We start from the raw sequence: 20,131 nt of genomic DNA on the forward strand, positions 1-20,131 counted from the left end.
TTTAATAAAAGAACAACCTAAATTCTTCTAAGAGGCTGTGCTGCAACAATGGTCTAGCATTGTTTTTGTGTTCGATCCTCAAATCTCCCAGGCTCATAACTCAGCGCTGAGATCTATTGCTCGAGTGGTATCTGAAACCACCACACCCCTACCAAAAGAACAGGCGCTAGCCGGCGTCGTAAAGCTCTTAAAGGCCGGGGACGTGCTGGCCTTGACCGGGGCTGGGGTGTCTACGGACTCCGGCATCCCCGATTATCGCGGGCCGGGTGGCAGTTTGAGCAAGCATCGGCCGATGACCTACCAGGAGTTTCGCCATGATCCGCAGGCCTCGCACCGCTATTGGGCGCGGTCTTTTGTGGGTTGGCGTTTGATGGATCAGGCTGCGCCCAATCGCAGTCATTTTGCGCTGGTTGAGCTGGAGCAGCAGGGTCATATTAATGGTGTGATCACCCAAAATGTGGATGGTTTGCACGCTGCAGCCGGTACTAAGAACCTTTTGGCGCTACATGGTGATTTGGCCACCGTTATGTGCTTGAACTGCGGTTTTAAGGAGGATCGTCACCTTTTTGATGAACGCCTCGAACAAGCAAACCCCGGTTATGTGGCCTCCATTAAGTTGGATCCCGATGCGGTAAATCCCGATGGTGACGTCACCCTTGATCAGGAACACGTTGACCGTTTTAATATGATCGGCTGCGTAAAATGTGGCTCCAAGCTGCTAAAACCTGATGTGGTTTATTTTGGTGAACCAGTACCTGGCGAGCGCAAGAAAAAGATAAGAGAGCTTCTCGACGCCGCCTCTGCGGTGGTCGTTGTAGGTTCCTCCCTTGCGGTGATGAGTGGGTACCGGATTGTTATTGAGGCCCAGCGGGCCGGCAAACCCGTCGCCGTTATTAATGGTGGCCCGGGGCGCGCTGATCACCGCGTAGAAATACTGTGGCGCACCCGCGTCGCGCCTGCCTTTGACGATATTTTGGATTCTTTGGAGCTTTAAATCTCGGGGGTCTCGGCGTCGGTCTCTGTCTTTGCATCGGCGCGGCAGATGCGGGCGAGGTCGGCGCGTACCAGGGCGCGGACGCGGGAATCATAAGGCATATTTTCATGCAGCACCACAGAGTTGGGATCGAGATTTTCCACCCAAATATTGTGCACACGGTTGGCATCTTCTGGAGAATCCGGCTGCAAAAAGCAGGTCTCTGGAGGTTGGATGACAGTATCAAAATGCGTGGCGATGCAGAGATAACTCACCCCGGGATCAAGATCGCCACCTTCATTAATGGCCTTAATAATCTCGTGGTCTCGAATCATCTCAAACGCAGCACTGCCAAACCAGCTTTGGACCACTGAATTAGCCACAGTTTCCCCGCGATTGCTGCGCAGTAGGGGACTAACAATGCCGCCCATAGTGGTGCCATGATTGGGAACTGCCAAACACACCAGATGTTTTACCTTGGAGGCGCCACCCAACACCCGCATCCAATAGCGCAATAAAACCCCGCCTTGGGAATGGCCCACCAATACCACCTGAGTAGCCCCAGTTGCAAGCAATACTGTATCTATATATGCGCCAATCTGGGCTGCGGATTCAGGTACCGTGCCGGTTGCGCGCTGCCCAAAATCTGGGGCAAAAACAGCCCATCCGTCTTTTCTAAGCTCTGCCCCCAGTTCTTGCCAATCACCTTTGGTAGTACCGGTGCCATGAATAAGCACCACTGGCCAGGGACGTTCGGTGGTGGGGCGTGCCCGCCAATCATCTTCAAAAAGCCCACGAGGTTTAAGACGCGCAAAAATGGGGAGAGCGCCGGTGGAGTCCTCATTAAGTTTGGATCTATTTTTGGGATTGCGGTAATAATTGCTGACGATCTCGCGCACCACATCTTCTGGCAGGGAATCTGCCTGCGGTGCATCATCGGTGGGAAGGTTTTTCCACACGGTTTTAAGAGCATTAGTTAGTTCGCGACGGAGATCGCTAAAGGCTTCGACCATGGCCCCAACTTAGCCCAATCAGCCCAAGCGGGCTACGCGATCTAATTCTGCACGCACAATCTCAATAACCCGCGGATCCCTCACCATGTCATTGTGGCGAATCATAGCGCGCGGATTATCATCTTCTACCCAAATATTGTGCACACGGTTGGGATCATCTTCTTCGGTCACTTCCAAAAAAGCCACCTCGGGAGGCTGGATGAAAGGATCAAAATGGGTTCCCACGCAGGTATAAGTAACTCCTGGATCCAGATCGCCACCCTCTGCCAAAAACTCAATAATGTCGTGGCCACGCAATTGCTCAAATCCGGTAGGTCCAAACATTCGGTGCATAATTCTTTCCATGGTGCCTTCACCAGTGCGAACCTTGGTCAAAGGATGCAAAATTCCGCCCATGAGTGTGCCGTGATTAGGCACAGACAAAGACACCATATGCCGGACTTTCATATATCCGCCATAAGAGCGCATCCAATAACGCGCCACTACGCCACCTTGGGAATGTCCCACCAATACAACTTGGGCCGCGCCGGTGACCAAGAGGACAGCATCAATATAGGCACCAATTTGAGCTGCGGATTCTGCGATGGGAGCAGTGGCACGATGGCCAAAGTCGGGAGCAAAAACAGCCCAACCTTTAGCCCGGAGCTCACCACCCATTTCTTCCCAAGAGCCTTTGCTGGCGCCCGAACCATGAATTAGCACAATGGGCCACGGACGAGCACCAGTTGGGCGCGCCCGCCAATCATCTTGGAAAAAGCCCTTGGGTTTTAGCCGTGCAGTCAGCGGCAAGGTGATATTTGTGGCGTGATCATAGAGCTCTTGAGTGAGTTCTTCTGCAAAATCTTCACGGGGATTTCGGCTCACTTTAGCGAGACCACGGTCAACTGCACGGCGCAGCATTCCGGTATGTTCCTGGGACATGCGATCACATTAACCCCAACCGACACAACTCGCGCGTTGAAAAGTGCGCGAGTAGAGGGCGCCGGGAAAAGGGGCAGTTTGCGTTAGGTCCGGTTGCCACGATTGTGTGCTGCGCGATCGCCTGCCATTAGCTTATTAAGCAGGGAAATGAGCAGATCTTGTTCGATGGGGGTTAATTCATTAGCCCACTGTTCTTCCAATTTCTGCTGTTGGGGAGCTATTTCCGCAAGGTATTTTTGGCCGGCAGCAGTAATACTGAGCATTTTGGAACGTTTATCTGCCGCTGCCGTTTCCTGTTCCACAAAACCTTGGGCTAGCAGTGGCTTTAATAAGTTGGACAGTGCAGGTTTGCTCATGCCACTTAGCTGAGCGGTGTGCGCAGGGGAGATGGGACCCTGCTGGCCAATAATGCTGAGCACTCTAAAAGCTGCCCAAGTGGAATGGTGCGGACGATGCACTGTGGAATCAAGGTCATAGGCCAGCAAATGCGCGCTGTGATGTAGTGCTTCCACCAGACGAGTGGCAGTGGATGATGTAGGAACCGGAGGTTGTCCTTGTTCGGGATTTTCCCCAGAGATCTTTTTCTGTGCCACTGCTTTCCCTGCCTTTTTCGCTTTGATTTAGACCTAGGATTCCACATCCACGGCGTATTTGTGTCAGCACAGTTAGTCTAGGGCGCATGGAATTACGTGAAGCACCAAACATGCAAAAGATGAGCAGTATCGATGAGGCCATTGACACCCTCATTGAGATTTATAATCGCTCCACTGAGCTGGCGAAGCAAACTTTAGAAAACGAAGATTATGCAGCTTATGCGGATGTGGTTTATCCCAAACTCATTGTTGATGTGCTGAAGTGGAAGCCCATTGACCGCACTGAGCCTTTTGGTTATGTGGATAAAGCAGGGCGTTATTCTGCAATCTTGTCCAAGCCGCACATTATTGAGCCTTATTTACGGGAGCAGCTTACCCGCCTGACCAGCAATTATCCTTGCAGTATTGAGGTTGGTCCCTCTGATGTGCGAATTCCGCCGGAGTATATCCGTGATGCTCCCTCGGCCTCCGAAGCGCGCCGGGCCGGTGATGTTGCTGATATCATTCCGCGACCCACCCTCGATGAAGTGCAAGATGCCATTATTGATGGTGAATGGGAAGCTTTTAATGGCTCGGAGCAGCCCCTTTTCCACTTTGGGCCACAGCGTTTTGATATCGCCTGCGCGCGTATTGAGCACTACACCGGCATCCAGGTAGATCATGTACAGAAGTACATTTTGTTCACCAACTACGCCATGCATACCAGCGAGTTTGTGCATTTTGCTATGAATGAGTTGTCTTCTGGCAGCTCCCGTTATGTGGCGCTGTCTTTGCCCAATGGCCAACTTATTGATGCAGAAACTGCCGCTTCTTTACAGGAAGAGGGTGGTGCGGGAGCCCTGGACCTGGGCAGTCGCTTCCAAATGCCACGTTATGATCTGATCACAGAGGATGGCGATGGCATCACCATTATTAATATCGGTGTAGGTCCATCAAATGCGAAAACCATTACTGATTGTCTGGCGGTACTGCGCCCTGAAGCATGGGTGATGATCGGCCACTGCGCCGGCCTTGATGCTCGTATGCGCATCGGTGACCTTATTTTGGGTAACGCTTATCAGCGTGAAGATCATATTTTGAATAATCGCATCCCTTTGGGCAATCCCATTCCAGCTATTCCCGAAGTGCAAAAAGCGCTGGAATCAAGCGTTAATGAGATTTATGGCGATGACAATGAGCTGATGCGCACTGGAACGGTGCTTTCTACCGATGATCGCAACTGGGAATGGCACACTCCGCGCAATCTGTGGAATTGGCTTAAAGGTTCAACCGCGGTGGCAGTGGATATGGAATCTGCAACGTTAGCTACCAATGGATACCGTTATCGCATTCCCTATGGAGCTTTGTTGAGCGTTTCGGATTTGCCTTTGCATGCGGTTCCCAAGCTGCCAGCGCAGGCTCAAGCCTTCTATTCAAATTCCAAGGAAGCACACCTCATGTGCGCGGTGCGTGCCATGGAGTACCTGGCGGTTGACCCGGAGCGTCTGCGTACCCGTAAGTTGCGCCGCACCCTCGGCGAGGTGCCTTTCCGCTAAAAGGATGCTTGTCGACGTCGCCTTTTAGCGTCTTAATGGGATCAGGTTGACACTTCAACATGTGACAAAAGTTTGTATTTCTCGCTCCATTGAAATTTATATTTAACTATAGAATTTAAACTTGTCCAGGAGTTTTTCAGTTAAAAACTATTTCTTTGTAACTTAAACCACTTCATGGGCATTAGTGTGATGTAACGCTAAAATCGGTGGAAATTCATTCTCTGTTATACATTTCCTTGGAAAGGGAGAAACTGTGACCACTGCTCAACCAATGCAATCCCAACTCATCATTGACAATGAAAAGCGCCCAGCTAGCAACGGTGCCACCTTTGATCGCCTGCACGCACAGGATGGTCATGTAGTTACCACCGGTGCTGCTGCTTCTGTAGAAGATGCTATTGCTGCAGTTGAGTCTTGCGCTAAGGCTTTCCCAGGTTGGGCTCAAACTGGCCCAACTGAGCGTCGTCGTATTTTGCTTAAGGCTGCGGATCTTTTGGAGCAGCGCGCTGAAGAATTCATTGCAACCATGACCGCTGAGGTTTCTGCGGCTCCGGATTGGTCTGGCTTTAACGTATTCCTTACCACCCAGGTACTGCGCGAAGCTGCCAGCATGGCATCCCAGCTTATTGGAGAGACCATGCCAAATGACCGCGGTGTCCTTTCCATGACCGTGCGCCAGCCTGCTGGTGTTGTATTGAGCATGGCGCCATGGAACGCTGCTGGCGTTTTGGGTATGCGCTCTATCGCTTATCCTTTGGTCTGCGGTAACCCAGTGGTTTTCCGTGCTTCTGAAGGCAGCCCTCGTACCCACGAAATGCTCGTTGAAGTTCTTATTGATGCAGGCTTGCCAGCTGGTGTTGTTAACTTCATTACCAACCGTCCCGAAGATTCCGACCAGGTTGTTGAAGCCATGATCGAGCACCCTGCTGTGCGTCGTGTGAACTTCACCGGTTCCACCAAGGTCGGTCGTATCATCGCTGAAAAGGCTGCCCGCAACCTCACCCCAGTACTTCTTGAGCTCGGTGGCAAGGCTCCACTGGTTGTTCTTGATGATGCCAACGTTGATGGCGCTGTGAATGCGGCAGTATTTGGTGCATTCATGTACCAAGGCCAGATCTGCATGTCTACCGAGCGCATTATCCTCGATGAGAAGATCGCTGATGAATTTGTCGAGAAGTTCACTGCTCGTGTCGCTGAGCTCAAGACCGGCGATCCAATCAAGGATCCTTCCGTTCAGATTGGTTATGTTTACCACTCCGGCAACGGCGAACGCATCAATGCCATGATCGATGACGCTGTGGCAAAGGGTGGCACCATAGCAGTTGGCGGCCACGCCGATGGCGCAGCTCACCGACCAACCGTTATCGACCACGTCACTCCAGACATGCAGATCTACAGCGAGGAGACCTTTGCTCCAATTACCGCTATCATCCGCGTAAATGGCTACGATGAGGCAATTGAGAAGGCCAACGACACCGAATATGGTCTGGCTGCAGCTGTCCACGGCACCGATTCTTTCCGTACCTTCCAGGCTGCAATGTCCATCGATGCAGGTCACGTGCACATTAATGGTGCAACCGTGCAAAACGATGCCAACGCTCCTTATGGAGGCATGAAGAGCAGTGGTTATGGTCGCTTTGATGGCCGTACCGTCTACCGTGAATTCACCGAAGAAAAGTGGATCACTATTGAAGATCCAAAGCAGCAGTACGTTCTCTAACTCAGCTAAAAATTTCGACCTGCTGGACTGCTAGCACGGTAGAGATCAAACCCTAATCGGGTTTCCAACGACATAACTTCGATAGTTCATCGAAGTTATGTCGTTCTTTAGTGTCGGTACATAAAAACTCCCTGGACGTTGGTTTCTAATTTCTCAGACCAACGTCCAGGGAGTGGTTTAGTTCTTGTGAGTAGGAGCTTCCCTTGAAATTTTAGTGGTGGGAAAGATCCAGTGGCTGCCTACCAACAACACCCTTGCGGCGTGGCACCAAGCTCACTGCAATCATGCCGACAATTGCAGGCAAAGACCAGACTGCAAAGTTAATGAAGGTGGAGTAACCAGCGGCGACCAAAACGCCACCAAGGGAAATTGCAAGCACTGCGCCGATACGGCCAATTCCCAAGGTAAGTCCTAGAGCAGATGCACGGGTTTCATTGTCGTAGTAGGTGGCAACAAAGCCGTTAAGCAGGATCTGTGCACCGATGGAACCGAAACCAACAACAGCAACCAAGGCGTACATACCAATGAGTGGAACCACGCCGGTGGACATAATCAGCAATGCTAGTCCGGAGGAAGCAAAGGAGAAGAAGGTGATGATGCGTGGGCCAAAACGGTCTGCCAGGTAAGAGGTAATCACAACACCAACTACAGCGCCGATGTTAACCTCGATGTTTCATGGGGCTGGTGAGCGGGGTGGGTCGGCGTCGTTGCCGGTGTTGAGCTGCTGATTCTGGCATTCGGGTATGACAGATCGTCGCAGTGTCCGTTGCGGGCGGTCGGGTTCCACTCCCGAGAAGAGGAGCTGCTGGTCGTAGGGGCGGGTGGTCTCGCCGGGTTAGGTCTGTGCGACGGTGGTGCGGAGCCGGTTGACGCCGGTCAGGACCCTCACGGCTTCGGGTGCATGTTCGGCGAGGTGGAGGACCTTGTGCCGGGCGCGGCGCACGAGGGTCGCGGGGATCTCGAACAACCGCGCGCGGAGCCGTTTGGGTTCCCATTTCCTCGCGTCGTGCCTGGTGAAGGCGATGGTTTGCATCCAGGCGACGAGCTCGGAGGCGAGTTGGATGATCTGGCACCAGATCTGGTTCTGCGCGAAGCCCTGCAGCGGGAACTTCTCAAGGCCCATGTCCTTGGCGTTACGGATCCGGTCTTCGCAGCGTGCACGGCGACGGTGCCGCAGTTCCAGGACGGGAAGCTGGCCGCGCGGGGAGTTGGTGGCGAACGCGGTGATGCGCATCCCCTCGTGATCGGTGATCCGCAGCTGCGCCCCAGGATGAGGACGTTCCTTCCGCACGATCACCCGCATCCCGGGCGGCCAACCCTGAAGATCCAGCAGCTCGGTCAGCTCCGCCACCCATGTCCCCTCGCGGATCCCCTCGTCCTCGCTGTCGTAGGCGGGGGTCCACGCCTTTGCCTCGTCGATACGTTCCAGTAGGTCAGGCGTGTTCGCAGGGAGGGTGAACCCGACCGAGTAGGCCAGACGCTGCCGCTGGAGCCAGGCCAGGAAGTCTTTGGTGCCGCCAGCCCCGTCGGTGCGGATCAAGATCTTCTTCGATCCCCGACCACCCCGAGCCAGCAGGCCCGCAGGCAGCTGGGCCAGAGCGTCACGGGTGACGGTGATGTGATCAGCGGCCGTGTTCGAGCCGGCGTTGCCGGGGCGCAGCTGGATCGCCAGTGGTTCCCCGGTCCCGTCGCTGCCGTGGTCAAGGAACGCACACAACGGGTGGTATCCGAAGCCGCGTTTGAACGTCGGTGCGGCCTGCTCCTTCTCACTGTGGGCGGTGATCAGGGTGGCGTCGAGGTCGATGACCAGCGGGCTCTTCACGCTCGCCCCCACAGTCGGGGAATGGTCTCCGGCCAGGGCCCAGGCCTGTTCACGCGCGGCCCGGCGGGCTTTCGAGATCGCCTCGATCACGGTGGGCGCGTCCTGGGCGAGGGTGGTGAGCGTGCGGGAGATCGTCGGGGCCGAGGCGACATCACCGAACAGGCCCGGCTCGCAACGCAGCAGATCAGTATCCGAAGCATGCTCCCCGCCGATTGCGAGAGTGAGTGCGAGGTCCAGCAGGACCTTCGCCGCGTGGTGCTCGGCCAGCGGCTTCGTCCACGGAGCCAGTGCTTCCCGCAGCGAAGAGGCGAGGCCGGTGGCGTGGATCGCGTCGGTCAGCAGCACCGCACCAGCATGCGAGACCGCTGGAACCGGGGCGATGTCCACGCGCGGGCGGGGGTAGAAGAACAAGGTAGGGTGGGACACCTGAAAGGTGCTCCTTCCAGTGGATGGCTACGAGCTTCAACACCCCGTATCATCCCAGGCCAGGAGCACCTTTCTCTATGCCTCCCACCCATCGAGACCATACCGCTATGAAAACTCGAGGCTGAGCCGCGACATCGTCTCCCAACGATGTCTGCGCGGCGGCGATCTCGTTGGTCGGATCCTCGGCGGCGAGGGCGGCGTTGAACCGGGCCTTTTGCTTGACGGTGAGGTGCTCGTAGCCGGTGAGCAGCAGTTGCCGGCTGGCCCAGACTTTGTCGGTGGCGGTGCCGCGGCGGCCGTGCAGTTGCCGGGTGATCCGTTGACGGACCTGGGTGACCATGAGGTTGGCGAGGGCGACGAGATGCCACTTGTCGACTGCGATCCGCGCGTCCGGCAGGGCGGTGCGGATCCCGGATCGACAGGTACAACAGCGCCCGCCCGCACACCCGCCTCGGCAACGCCCCACCCGCCGAGTACGAGGCAGCGCACTGCGCTGAGCCCACCAAGTCATCGCGACCGGCAATGACACCTGCATAGACGTGGCATCAACGCGTAGATGTTTCAGTTTCTTCTGTGCTGGGGCTGTGTCAGGTGCTGGACCGGGTGTAGGCAGCGGCGCGCACCACATCTTCGTCCTCCAGTCCAGCTCCTAGTGCTCCGCCCACGGTGGCCAGGCTGGCGGTGAGCCAGCTGATCTTCGCGTAGTCCAAAGCGTTCACTGGGTGACCGGCGACACCGGCCAGTACCTGCTCGTCGATAAGCAGCAGCGCGCCGACCCAGGACAGGATGAATAAGACGAGGTAGAACACCACAACCCCGATGGCCACGGTCGCGGTGGTGGCCAAATTGAACAGGATCACCTGCTCACGTTGGGCTCGCCGCCGTGGGCGCTCCCACAAGTCGGCTCCCAGGATCAGGGTGGCACTCACCGCCCCGATCGCCGTCACCGCCAGCAGGACCAGGCGCACCGGCCCGTAGGCCATGGCCAGTACCCATAGGTCCGAGGCCACCAATGTCAGCACGCCGGTGGCCGCTGCCACGACCAGCGCCCGGGAGAGCCGGGCCACGAAGGCCCAAGGCTGGTTGGCGCGGATCATGCCCAGCAGCAACCGAACGTTGCCGCTCAGCACTCGGGCCGTGAACTGCACGACGTTGTCATCCGGGCGTTCGTCGAGATCGGTGGACAGCTGGTGGGCTCTTCGAGCAAGATCCCGCTGGGCGTTGAGGTCTTCGGCGTCGTAGCCCAGGAGCTGCCCGACCACGTACACGGTGGTCTCTTGCACCTTCTGCCGCACGTGCACGGCTCCCAGGGCTGGGACGGAGACCAGTCCCACCCCGTGCACGGGGCTGAGCTGGGTGAGCACCGGACGTCGGCCGGTCTTCAGGGGGATCTCGGTGAGCACCACGGCCAAATCCCAGTTCTCCTCCAGCACGCGGTTTCGGGCCGCCTCCAGCAGGTCCAAGGTCTCGGTGGGCGGATCGACCAGCCGGTCTTCGGCCATCTTCAGTTGCCAGCGCACTCCCGGATACCGCTGCACCAAAATCTCGCGCACCGAGGTGGTGACCTCGGGGCCGAGCGCCGCACTCAGGGATGGTGAGACCACCAGGCCGATGAGCAGCTCGGCATCGGAAAGGGGTTCGGCAGGATCGGCAGTGGATCGGCAACGCTCAGCAGTCATCGCTCTATTATGAGGCAACCACGGGCCGGATTGCCACTGGCTCGATGGAGCCCCCAAGGTTTCGTGCAGCACCGCAGGCCGGATTCGGTGGTCGCCTCGATCCCGGAAAGAGCGGTGCTGCTCACTGCGAAATCCTCTCCCCGCCGACGCCGCCAGCGCGAAGACATCACAGCCAGCGGGCCCGGGACCTGCCGGTGTCGAGGACGGCTTCTCGATGATGCTGCAGTGACGGATCGGTTGAAGTGCTTCGGCGGTGTGGGAGCAGTGATCAGCGTGGGGCCGGTCGATTCCGTTCGGACAGGTGATGCATCGACTGCCCAGCGGCAGGTGCGGCGGATTCAACTGGTCGTCGCAACACCTCGACTTCGGAGGTGTTCGAGCATGGCCACGGGAGACTGGAGCAAGAAGACGAGCGACGCGCCAGTGGAGCTTCGTCGTCAGTGGCGTGCTGACCGGGCGCTGAGACCGCCGATGCGCTCGCCCGGACGCCCTGCCCCGTCCCGGGCGGTGCAACGGCAGTTCTGGCGCCTGATCGCCACGGGCATCACGTCGGCAGAAGCGGCGCTCGCGGTCGGCGTGTCCGTGCCAGTCGGGTCCCGCTGGTATCGCCACGCTGGCGGGATGTCGCCTATCTCGCTGGCTGAGCCCACCGGCCGATACCTGAGCTTCGAAGAACGCGAGGAGATCGCCATCCTGCACGCTCAGGACAAGGGCGTTCGAGAGATTGCCCGCGAGATCGGGCGTGACCCCGGAACCGTCTCACGCGAGCTGCGCCGCAACGCTGCGACCCGTGGCGGGAAGCTGGAATACCGGGCCACGGTTGCCCAGTGGAAGGCGCAACAGTCGGCCAAGCGGCCCAAGGCCGCGAAGCTGCTCGAGAACACGCAGCTGCGCCAGTACGTTCACGACCGGCTCGCCGGCAACGTTCGCCGACCCGACGGCACGATCGTCACTGGCCCCACCCCGGCCCCGTGGAAAGGGCTGAACAAGCCGCACCGTGCCGACCGGCGGTGGGCGCTGGCCTGGAGCCCGGAGCAGATCGCACAGCGCTTGAAGATCGACTTTCCCGATGATGAGTCCATGCGCATCAGCCACGAGGCGATCTACCAGTCGCTGTTCATCGAGGGTCGCGGCGCGCTCAAGCGCGAACTGGTCACGTGCCTGCGCACCGGTCGCGCGCTACGCAGGCCCAGGGCCCGGTCGCGGAACAAGCCCGGTGGGCATGTCACGGCCGATGTGGTCTTCAGCGAACGCCCCGCGGAAGCCGCAGACCGCGCCGTGCCTGGTCACTGGGAGGGCGACCTGATCATTGGCACTGGCCGGTCGGCGATCGGGACGATCGTCGAGCGCAGCAGCCGCTCAACGATCCTGGTCCACTTGCCCCGCATGGAGGGCTGGGGAGAGATGCCCTACATGAAGAACGGGCCATCGCTCGGCGGCTACGGCGCTCTCGCGATGAACGCGGCACTCAGTGCGTCGATGGCCACGCTGCCCGAGCAGCTGCGGAAGACCCTGACCTGGGATCGAGGCAAGGAGCTCTCTGGTCACGCGCAGTTCTCCGTGGAGACTGGCACGAAGGTGTTCTTCGCCGACCCCCACTCGCCGTGGCAGCGGCCGACGAACGAGAACACCAACGGCCTGCTCCGCCAGTACTTCCCCAAGGGCACGGACCTCTCACGATGGTCCGCTGAGGACCTCGAGGCCATCGCGCACGCGCTTAACAACCGACCCCGCAAAGTCCTCAAGTGGAAGACCCCTGCCGAGGTGTTCGAAGAACAACTACGCTCACTCCATCAACCCGGTGTTGCATCGACCGATTGAACCCAAGCAATACACTTCAATCACCTACACGAGTCGTCTTGTAGAAGCCGAGATTGAGGAGGCGTCTGTCGGATCGACTGGCGATTCATATGATAACGCAGCAGCTGAAGCGCTGACGAAGCTTTTCAAGAAGGAGGTGGTGTGGAGAAACGGGCCATGGTCAGGTCGTGATTCTGTCGAATACGCGGTGATGGAATGGGTTCATTGGTACAACAACTCGCGGATTCATTCCCGATGCAGTGACATGGCCCCGATGGCGTTCGAGGCGCTGCACTACACTCGGTCCCGCCGGCCTGTTGAGGCTCGCGTACTAGAACCAGCTCTCTAGCCTCGATGTTTCATGGGGCTGGTGAGCGGGGTGGGTCGGCGTCGTTGCCGGTGTTGAGCTGCTGATTCTGGCATTCGGGTATGACAGATCGTCGCAGTGTCCGTTGCGGGCGGTCGGGTTCCACTCCCGAGAAGAGGAGCTGCTGGTCGTAGGGGCGGGTGGTCTCGCCGGGTTAGGTCTGTGCGACGGTGGTGCGGAGCCGGTTGACGCCGGTCAGGACCCTCACGGCTTCGGGTGCATGTTCGGCGAGGTGGAGGACCTTGTGCCGGGCGCGGCGCACGAGGGTCGCGGGGATCTCGAACAACCGCGCGCGGAGCCGTTTGGGTTCCCATTTCCTCGCGTCGTGCCTGGTGAAGGCGATGGTTTGCATCCAGGCGACGAGCTCGGAGGCGAGTTGGATGATCTGGCACCAGATCTGGTTCTGCGCGAAGCCCTGCAGCGGGAACTTCTCAAGGCCCATGTCCTTGGCGTTACGGATCCGGTCTTCGCAGCGTGCACGGCGACGGTGCCGCAGTTCCAGGACGGGAAGCTGGCCGCGCGGGGAGTTGGTGGCGAACGCGGTGATGCGCATCCCCTCGTGATCGGTGATCCGCAGCTGCGCCCCAGGATGAGGACGTTCCTTCCGCACGATCACCCGCATCCCGGGCGGCCAACCCTGAAGATCCAGCAGCTCGGTCAGCTCCGCCACCCATGTCCCCTCGCGGATCCCCTCGTCCTCGCTGTCGTAGGCGGGGGTCCACGCCTTTGCCTCGTCGATACGTTCCAGTAGGTCAGGCGTGTTCGCAGGGAGGGTGAACCCGACCGAGTAGGCCAGACGCTGCCGCTGGAGCCAGGCCAGGAAGTCTTTGGTGCCGCCAGCCCCGTCGGTGCGGATCAAGATCTTCTTCGATCCCCGACCACCCCGAGCCAGCAGGCCCGCAGGCAGCTGGGCCAGAGCGTCACGGGTGACGGTGATGTGATCAGCGGCCGTGTTCGAGCCGGCGTTGCCGGGGCGCAGCTGGATCGCCAGTGGTTCCCCGGTCCCGTCGCTGCCGTGGTCAAGGAACGCACACAACGGGTGGTATCCGAAGCCGCGTTTGAACGTCGGTGCGGCCTGCTCCTTCTCACTGTGGGCGGTGATCAGGGTGGCGTCGAGGTCGATGACCAGCGGGCTCTTCACGCTCGCCCCCACAGTCGGGGAATGGTCTCCGGCCAGGGCCCAGGCCTGTTCACGCGCGGCCCGGCGGGCTTTCGAGATCGCCTCGATCACGGTGGGCGCGTCCTGGGCGAGGGTGGTGAGCGTGCGGGAGATCGTCGGGGCCGAGGCGACATCACCGAACAGGCCCGGCTCGCAACGCAGCAGATCAGTATCCGAAGCATGCTCCCCGCCGATTGCGAGAGTGAGTGCGAGGTCCAGCAGGACCTTCGCCGCGTGGTGCTCGGCCAGCGGCTTCGTCCACGGAGCCAGTGCTTCCCGCAGCGAAGAGGCGAGGCCGGTGGCGTGGATCGCGTCGGTCAGCAGCACCGCACCAGCATGCGAGACCGCTGGAACCGGGGCGATGTCCACGCGCGGGCGGGGGTAGAAGAACAAGGTAGGGTGGGACACCTGAAAGGTGCTCCTTCCAGTGGATGGCTACGAGCTTCAACACCCCGTATCATCCCAGGCCAGGAGCACCTTTCTCTATGCCTCCCACCCATCGAGACCATACCGCTATGAAAACTCGAGGTTAACGGTCAACAAGAAGCTCAAAGAGGAAGCCAGAGAGTAATCAGCCAGGATCATAAGCTGTGGCATCCAGGTGTTAAGACCATAAACCAGAGTCTGGCCGGAGATGCCTACCAGGCAGAACAGGAGGGTAGCCAGCGCGGTCACGCCGCTAAACATGGTTGCCAGGCGACCTTTTTTAGCTTCTCGACATGGCTCGGCCGCAGCAGCAACTGGAGCAGGGCTAGCGTGGGCGAGTCCATAATCATTTTCCACTTTTTCTGCTTCTGCAATTCGTCTACGAACACGCAAGAATGCAGGAGATTCTGGAAGCAGGAAGAAAATAAGCGGGACAACGGTCACAACTGGAAGTGAGCCGATGGCCAGCATGCCGCGGAAGCCAATGTGCTGCAAAAGTGCCATGGCCAGCAAGGGTGTCATGATGCCACCAAAGGCGTAGCCGGAGAACATCAAAGCGTTTATGAAGTTACGACGGTGAGGCTTAGAGAACTCCACGGTAATTGCGATGGCGGTTGGGATAACACCTCCGAGGCCAATGCCTGCCAGTAAACGGCACAGACCGAAGACTAATGGAGTTGGTGCAAGCTGAAGCCAACATGAGGAGGGGGAAGGCAGTGATGCTAAAAGGCAAAACCTTCCTGCGTTCAATGATGTCGGTGAGGTGGTCAACCAGAATTCCGCCAAGGAACATGCCGGCTCGGGCGTAGCTGCCATAGGCGTCAGTTTCCACGGGAGTTAGCCCCCATGGTTCGTATTTCAACAGGGCAGGGGTAATAGCTCCGTAAGCCACAAGATCATAACCATCAAAGATGATGGTGGCGAAGCAAAGGACGATAACCCAAGCTGCAGATTTTTTGGGTTTGTCGTAACTGGTGGATGCGGTCTTTGTCGTATTCTCAGGGGATATCGTCATGAGTGCTCCAAACAAGAAGGGTGCACTGAACTGGCTCTAATCAACGACTAAAGGTGATTAGTGCAATATGTAACATGGTTTATGAAATAAGAATATTAAATGTTTCACAAATCTTTTGTGGAAAAGAGTTAATAAAAGTGGAGGAATGTCAGATGATGGCCAAGCCTAAAGATCTGGTAATGGACCTTTTTGGCGACTATGTGCGCTATATGGGGGGCAGTATTCGGGTGGGCCAACTAACCCAGCTTCTGGAGCTGTTTGAGGTAGAGCCGGCCACAGCGCGAGTAACGCTTTCACGTATGCGCAAAGATGGTTGGTTTGAAACTGAACGTCACGGACGTGAAATTTCTTATCAGGCCACGGATAAGCTTATGAAGATTTTGGAGGACGGCCACGAGCGAATCTTTTCCAAGGCGCAGCCTGTTTGGATTGGTCGGTGGACCACTGTGATGTTTGAGCCTTCAGTGTTGGGGAAGGTGGAGACTAAGTTGCTATCCACTGGCCTGCAATGGGAAGGATTTGCCCAGTTGAACGGTAGTAGTTGGATTTGTCCACGTGATGTGAGGGAAAAAATCCGCAGAAAATATGCAACCCAAGATGGCTCAGTTTTTGTAGCCAATCTGTGGAGTGGATCGCTTGAAGAAGATAAGCGTTTGGCGGAAACCTGCTGGGATTTTGCGGGTATATCTGAGGTTTATAAAAACTTCATTGAGCGCTGGCGTGGAAAATTGGCTGGCGGAATTGAATCGCTAAGCGCTGAACAGGCGCTCATTGCCAGGGTGGGCATGATCAATGAATACCGCTCCTTTATCTATCAAGATCCGATGATGCCGAGGGCACTTTTGCCTGAAGCATGGTGTGGAGATGGAGCTTTTTCTTTCTTGACTGATATGCACCGCGATTTGGGTCCCTTAGCCATGGAAGCTGTCGCCGAGGTGTTGTTTGCAGAAGCGGCCGAAAAATAATTTGTAACAAAATGTAAACGAAATAGCTTTCTCTTATTAAATTTAGTTGGTGACTTGGAACGCCGAGCAATAGAACTCGTGATCTGAACTATCAGCGGCTAAATAGAAAGTTGATCAAATGAGCATTCGTCTTGCCTGCATCGGTGGCGGAACAGGTGGCCCTTTCACTGCAACCCTTCTCAAGCGCTACCTCCCAACCACGGAAGTTGTTCTCTTTGAGCGCAACCGCGAAGAAGATGACTTCGGTTTTGGTGTGGTTTTCTCTGACGAAACTTTGCGCCGCATCACTGAAGCTGACCCAGTTTTGGATGACGTCCTCAATGAAAAGGGCCGCCACTGTGATGCCATCGAAGTATGGAGCAAGGGTGAAAAGAACTCCTTCGCCGGCAATGGTATGTCTGCCATTCACCGCAAGGACCTACTTCGTGCACTGCAGACAAGGCAACTGAAGCTGGAGTTGAACTCAAGTTTGGCACCAACGTCGCTTCCCACACTGAGCTCGAAGGCTTTGATCTGATCGTTGCTGCCAACGGCACCAACTCTTTGACCCGCCGTGAAATCGGAGAGGACGTTTTAGACTACGAGGTTGTACAGGCAGAAGCAAAGTTCATTTGGTTCGCAACTACCCGCATTTTTGATGGTCTAACCTTCTTACACCGCAAGAGTGAGCACGGCAGCTTCGCAGCACACGCTTACCCCATCAGCAATGAGCTCTCAACCTTCATTGTGGAAGCTGATGAAGCAACCTGGCGTGCAGCTGGCCTGGATGAATTTGATGTCACCCAGACCCCTGGTCCTTCTGACATGAAGTCTAAGGAATACATCGAAGCACTCTTTGCTGAGGAACTTGAAGGTAACGAGATCGTTGTTAATAACTCCCGCTGGGCTAAATGAACACTTTAAAGATGTAAAGCCGGGTGAAGAAGGCGAAATCCTGGCCCGTGGACCTTATACTCCACGCGGTTATTTTGCGGCGCCGGAAGCAAATGCCAAATCTTTCCACGATGGTTGGTATGGATCCGGCGATATTGTGCACCGCCGACCCGATGGCAACTTAGTGGTGCATGGCCGTAATAAAGACATCATTAACCGTGGTGGTGAGAAGATTTCTGCTGAAGAGGTGGAATCCTTTATTTACTACATTGAAGGTGTTTCACGTGCCGCTGTGGTTGCCATGCCACATCCCATCTTGCATGAGGATATTTGCTTGGTAGTAGAACTTGTGGGGCGTCATGAGTTGACGGTCTCTGAGGTTACTGACCACCTTGATGCCTTTGGTGTCGCTCGTTTTAAGCATCCAGCCAAGATCATTGTGGTTGATCATATTCCCATGACCAAAATCGACAAGATTGACAAAAAGACACTGCGAGATTTTGTAGCTTCACAGCTTAAATAGGGTTTTCGAGAGTTTTTCGAACATAGCGAGTACCGGTGTCCCAGGGTGGGTACATACTGGAAGCACACACGCTAAGAAAAACTACAAAAGGAGACCACCATGAGCGCCGTTGCTGTACTTCATCATTTCCGTTATGGCGACGGCGATACTCTGATCTCTGCTGCAGTTGATGGCAAGACGCTTTTTAATCGTTGGAGTAAACACGATACTGATGCCAGCATGCGCTCCGATATTGTGGATGCTTTCTTGGACATGTGGAATGACCACGGCTCCAATGGCCTTATCATTTATGTCTCTGACCGCACTATTAGCAGGTTGCTCAAGGAACAAAGCGCGCAATTTTCCGGGCTGCAAGTGCGTGACGTAATTAGTGGTGAACGCTTGCGTGAAACCTGGGATGTATGCCGAAACTCCCACTCTGAGCAGCAGGTGGCAATACGCCCACTGCCTATTGAAATAGAAAAACAACTGCCACCAGTGCTGGTAATTGCCACCGATGCCTCCAAGGGTAAAAACAAAAAAGCCGTGGGCATTTCAGCAGTGACGGCCGAAGGTAACATCCGCACCCGCTGCCTGGAGTTAAAGAGCATTTTCGACGGAGAACTGGCGGCCATTCATTTGGCTTTAAGTAACTTTGGGCAGCGAGCACAAAGAATTGAAATTCTCACTGACTCCCGCAAAGCAGTGCAATATGTAAACGGCTGGACCAGCTTAAAGTCAGAAACTGGGGAGATTTTGATGAAGTGCATTAAAGATCTTGCAGCCCTAGGAATTGAAGTTTCCATCACCTGGGTACGCGGACATAATGGTCATGTGCTTAATAGCTTTGCTGATCGTGCTGCGGTTATTGCGCGCAGATGTGAGCAGTTTGCTACTGACAATAAGGCTCAATTAATTGAAAATCTCCGAGCGGAATTACGCTCGGAGATCACAGGGATTGAACCACAACAGTGGCTTCCACAGCCACAGGCTGCTTAAATTAAGCTTTTTCTCCCAACATGGGGCGAATACCGATAAGCGCAATTGCAGCCAAAACCACAACTACGGCTACTCCAGCGTAAAGGTACAAAGGCGACCAGCCGGCGTCGAGAAGCGCTCCGACGGTGATGGGCGCAAAGATTGCGCCGAAGCGGCCCACGCCGATTCCCCAGCCCACCCCGGAGGTACGCAGTGCGGAAGGATATGAGGCGGGCGTGACGGTATAAAGGCCTGCTACGCAGCCATTAATAAGCATGCCGACGAGCACTCCGCTGCCAAATGCCAAGGCTGGGATCGAGGTGGTGGTGATGAAAATGACCAATGTGATCGCAGACAGCACAGTGAAGACCATGAGCGTGTGGCGGGCGTTAAATTTGGTGGTGAGCGCGCCATAAATGAGTGAACCAAAGGTGCCACCGAGGGTAAGCATAAGACCGCCGATAATGCCTTGGTTTTGGCTCATGCCGGTCTCTACCAGCAGTTTTGGCGTCCAGGAATTGGCAAAATAGAAGCCAAACATGATGAAGAAGAAAGCAGCCCAGAGTTTAAGAGTGGTGGATCGATAAGGGCCGGTGAGGAGATCAACTAGGCGGGTGTTTGTGGAATTTTCTGCAGTGATAGCACCCAAGCCCACATTTTCATCTTTGCCTAGGCGACGCGCAATTTTTTGGGCCTTTTCCTCGGCACCGGCGGGGCGTTTAATGCGCAGGTAGTCCACGGATTCCGGAATGGTGAAAAGCACCAAAATCAGGCCGAGGACGGTGGCAGCTGCACCGGTGATAAATACCGAACGCCAACCCAAGGTCGGGATTAATTGCGCTGCTAAAAGGCCACCTAAAGTTGCCCCCAAACCATAACCAGCGGAGTAAATACTCACCGCCATGCCGCGGTTGCGGTTATTGGAATATTCGCTGGTAATCACGGTAACGGTGGCGAGGATTCCACCGATGCCAATGCCAGTAATTACACGCCACAGGCCCAATTGGGCAGCAGAACCAGCGGTGGCAGAAAGGGCCAAGCCAAAGAAGTTAATGGCTAGTGCCAAAATGAGGATCCGACGGCGCCCGAGGCGATCGGCAAGTGGACCTAAAGCCAAAGAACCAAGGGCCATGCCGATGAGGCCGGAACTTAACAATAGACCAAGCTGACTGCCACTTAATCCAAACTCTTCAGTGACTGGATTGGCGGTAAATGCTAGGGCCAGCACATCGTAGCCATCAAGTGCATTAAGAAATGTAGCTAAGGCGACGATGTACCACTGGTATTTACTCATGGCGGTGGTGTCAATTGCTTGTCTAATGTCCATGTGTGCCTTTCGGGGCTGTTGTAGTGGGATTTTCCGG

General features: G+C 56.2%; 19 protein-coding genes and 1 pseudogene. 10 read left to right on the forward strand and 10 right to left on the reverse strand.

What is annotated here, in order from left to right; genetic code table 11:
• Positions 1 to 67: 67 nt before the first annotated feature.
• A complete protein-coding gene (locus tag H924_RS00550) occupies positions 68 to 994 on the forward strand; it encodes a Sir2 family NAD-dependent protein deacetylase (RefSeq protein WP_029703768.1) in 927 nt (308 codons plus the stop codon).
• On the opposite strand, the gene H924_RS00555 is transcribed toward H924_RS00550, so the two are convergent.
• From H924_RS00555 to H924_RS00565, 3 genes are all read right to left on the reverse strand, one after another.
• A complete protein-coding gene (locus tag H924_RS00555; protein ID WP_015650019.1) occupies positions 991 to 1,986 on the reverse strand; it encodes an esterase/lipase family protein in 996 nt (331 codons plus the stop codon). The two genes, H924_RS00550 and H924_RS00555, sit on opposite strands and share 4 nt — an antisense overlap.
• Positions 1,987 to 2,004: 18 nt before the next feature.
• Complete coding sequence (locus H924_RS00560; protein WP_029703766.1) at positions 2,005 to 2,907, reverse strand: esterase/lipase family protein; 903 nt, start codon at positions 2,905 to 2,907, stop codon at positions 2,005 to 2,007.
• Between the two features lie 83 nt (positions 2,908 to 2,990).
• Positions 2,991 to 3,500: a MarR family winged helix-turn-helix transcriptional regulator gene (locus tag H924_RS00565; protein ID WP_015650021.1), complete on the reverse strand. Its 510-nt coding sequence runs from the start codon at positions 3,498 to 3,500 to the stop codon at positions 2,991 to 2,993.
• 86 nt (positions 3,501 to 3,586) lie between these two features.
• Here H924_RS00565 and amn point away from each other — a divergent pair, with 86 nt between their 5' ends.
• Positions 3,587 to 5,035 carry an AMP nucleosidase gene (gene amn, locus H924_RS00570; RefSeq protein ID WP_015650022.1) on the forward strand — a complete coding sequence of 483 codons (1,449 nt, stop codon included), beginning with the start codon at positions 3,587 to 3,589 and terminating at the stop codon, positions 5,033 to 5,035.
• 253 nt (positions 5,036 to 5,288) lie between these two features.
• A complete protein-coding gene (locus H924_RS00575) occupies positions 5,289 to 6,755 on the forward strand; it encodes an aldehyde dehydrogenase (protein WP_015650023.1) in 1,467 nt (488 codons plus the stop codon).
• 211 nt (positions 6,756 to 6,966) lie between these two features.
• On the opposite strand, the gene H924_RS00580 is transcribed toward H924_RS00575, so the two are convergent.
• From H924_RS00580 to H924_RS00595, 4 genes are all read right to left on the reverse strand, one after another.
• Positions 6,967 to 7,425: an MFS transporter gene (locus H924_RS00580; protein ID WP_081602446.1), complete on the reverse strand. Its 459-nt coding sequence runs from the start codon at positions 7,423 to 7,425 to the stop codon at positions 6,967 to 6,969.
• 165 nt (positions 7,426 to 7,590) lie between these two features.
• Complete coding sequence (locus H924_RS00585; protein WP_015650025.1) at positions 7,591 to 9,003, reverse strand: IS1380 family transposase; 1,413 nt, start codon at positions 9,001 to 9,003, stop codon at positions 7,591 to 7,593.
• Between the two features lie 49 nt (positions 9,004 to 9,052).
• Positions 9,053 to 9,631, reverse strand: a complete 579-nt coding sequence (locus H924_RS00590) for a transposase (protein WP_081602447.1) — start codon at positions 9,629 to 9,631, stop codon at positions 9,053 to 9,055.
• A complete protein-coding gene (locus tag H924_RS00595) occupies positions 9,591 to 10,682 on the reverse strand; it encodes a hypothetical protein (protein ID WP_015650027.1) in 1,092 nt (363 codons plus the stop codon). Before H924_RS00595 ends, H924_RS00590 begins: the two co-directional genes overlap by 41 nt.
• A 381-nt stretch (positions 10,683 to 11,063) precedes the next feature.
• Here H924_RS00595 and H924_RS00600 point away from each other — a divergent pair, with 381 nt between their 5' ends.
• Together H924_RS00600 and H924_RS14455 are read left to right on the forward strand one after the other, a co-directional pair.
• On the forward strand, positions 11,064 to 12,503 hold the full coding sequence (locus H924_RS00600; RefSeq protein ID WP_015650028.1) for an IS30 family transposase: 1,440 nt from the start codon (positions 11,064 to 11,066) through the stop codon (positions 12,501 to 12,503).
• Positions 12,504 to 12,510: 7 nt separating this feature from the next.
• Positions 12,511 to 12,721 (forward strand): annotated as a pseudogene (locus tag H924_RS14455) (IS3 family transposase); the annotation flags it as partial.
• 282 nt (positions 12,722 to 13,003) lie between these two features.
• On the opposite strand, the gene H924_RS00610 reads toward H924_RS14455, so the two are convergent.
• Together H924_RS00610 and H924_RS13775 are read right to left on the reverse strand one after the other, a co-directional pair.
• Complete coding sequence (locus H924_RS00610) at positions 13,004 to 14,416, reverse strand: IS1380 family transposase (RefSeq protein WP_015650025.1); 1,413 nt, start codon at positions 14,414 to 14,416, stop codon at positions 13,004 to 13,006.
• 105 nt (positions 14,417 to 14,521) lie between these two features.
• Complete coding sequence (locus H924_RS13775) at positions 14,522 to 15,250, reverse strand: MFS transporter (RefSeq protein ID WP_211208106.1); 729 nt, start codon at positions 15,248 to 15,250, stop codon at positions 14,522 to 14,524.
• 273 nt (positions 15,251 to 15,523) lie between these two features.
• Between H924_RS13775 and H924_RS00620 the strand changes: the two genes are divergently transcribed.
• The 5 genes from H924_RS00620 to H924_RS00635 all read left to right on the forward strand — a co-directional run bounded on the left by H924_RS00620 (position 15,524) and on the right by H924_RS00635 (position 18,788).
• The gene (locus H924_RS00620; RefSeq protein ID WP_081602449.1) at positions 15,524 to 16,414 is read left to right on the forward strand and encodes a PaaX family transcriptional regulator; all 891 of its coding nucleotides are present in this window, start codon (positions 15,524 to 15,526) and stop codon (positions 16,412 to 16,414) included.
• A gap of 118 nt (positions 16,415 to 16,532) precedes the next feature.
• Positions 16,533 to 16,931: a hypothetical protein gene (locus H924_RS13570; RefSeq protein WP_052160427.1), complete on the forward strand. Its 399-nt coding sequence runs from the start codon at positions 16,533 to 16,535 to the stop codon at positions 16,929 to 16,931.
• 26 nt (positions 16,932 to 16,957) lie between these two features.
• Positions 16,958 to 17,308 (forward strand): hypothetical protein, encoded by a 351-nt coding sequence (locus H924_RS13575; protein ID WP_052160426.1) that lies wholly within the window; start codon positions 16,958 to 16,960, stop codon positions 17,306 to 17,308.
• Entirely contained in the window at positions 17,280 to 17,810 is a 531-nt protein-coding gene (locus tag H924_RS00630) for an AMP-binding enzyme (protein WP_015650033.1), read from the forward strand. Before H924_RS13575 ends, H924_RS00630 begins: the two co-directional genes overlap by 29 nt.
• Before the next feature lie 99 nt (positions 17,811 to 17,909).
• On the forward strand, positions 17,910 to 18,788 hold the full coding sequence (locus H924_RS00635) for an RNase H family protein (RefSeq protein ID WP_015650034.1): 879 nt from the start codon (positions 17,910 to 17,912) through the stop codon (positions 18,786 to 18,788).
• A gap of 1 nt (position 18,789) precedes the next feature.
• Here the strand turns inward: H924_RS00635 and H924_RS00640 are convergent, their stop codons facing one another.
• Positions 18,790 to 20,094 carry an MFS transporter gene (locus H924_RS00640; protein WP_015650035.1) on the reverse strand — a complete coding sequence of 435 codons (1,305 nt, stop codon included), beginning with the start codon at positions 20,092 to 20,094 and terminating at the stop codon, positions 18,790 to 18,792.
• Positions 20,095 to 20,131 lie beyond the last annotated feature (37 nt).

The organism is Corynebacterium callunae DSM 20147 (genome assembly GCF_000344785.1).
Taxonomy (GTDB): Bacteria; Actinomycetota; Actinomycetes; order Mycobacteriales; family Mycobacteriaceae; genus Corynebacterium; species Corynebacterium callunae.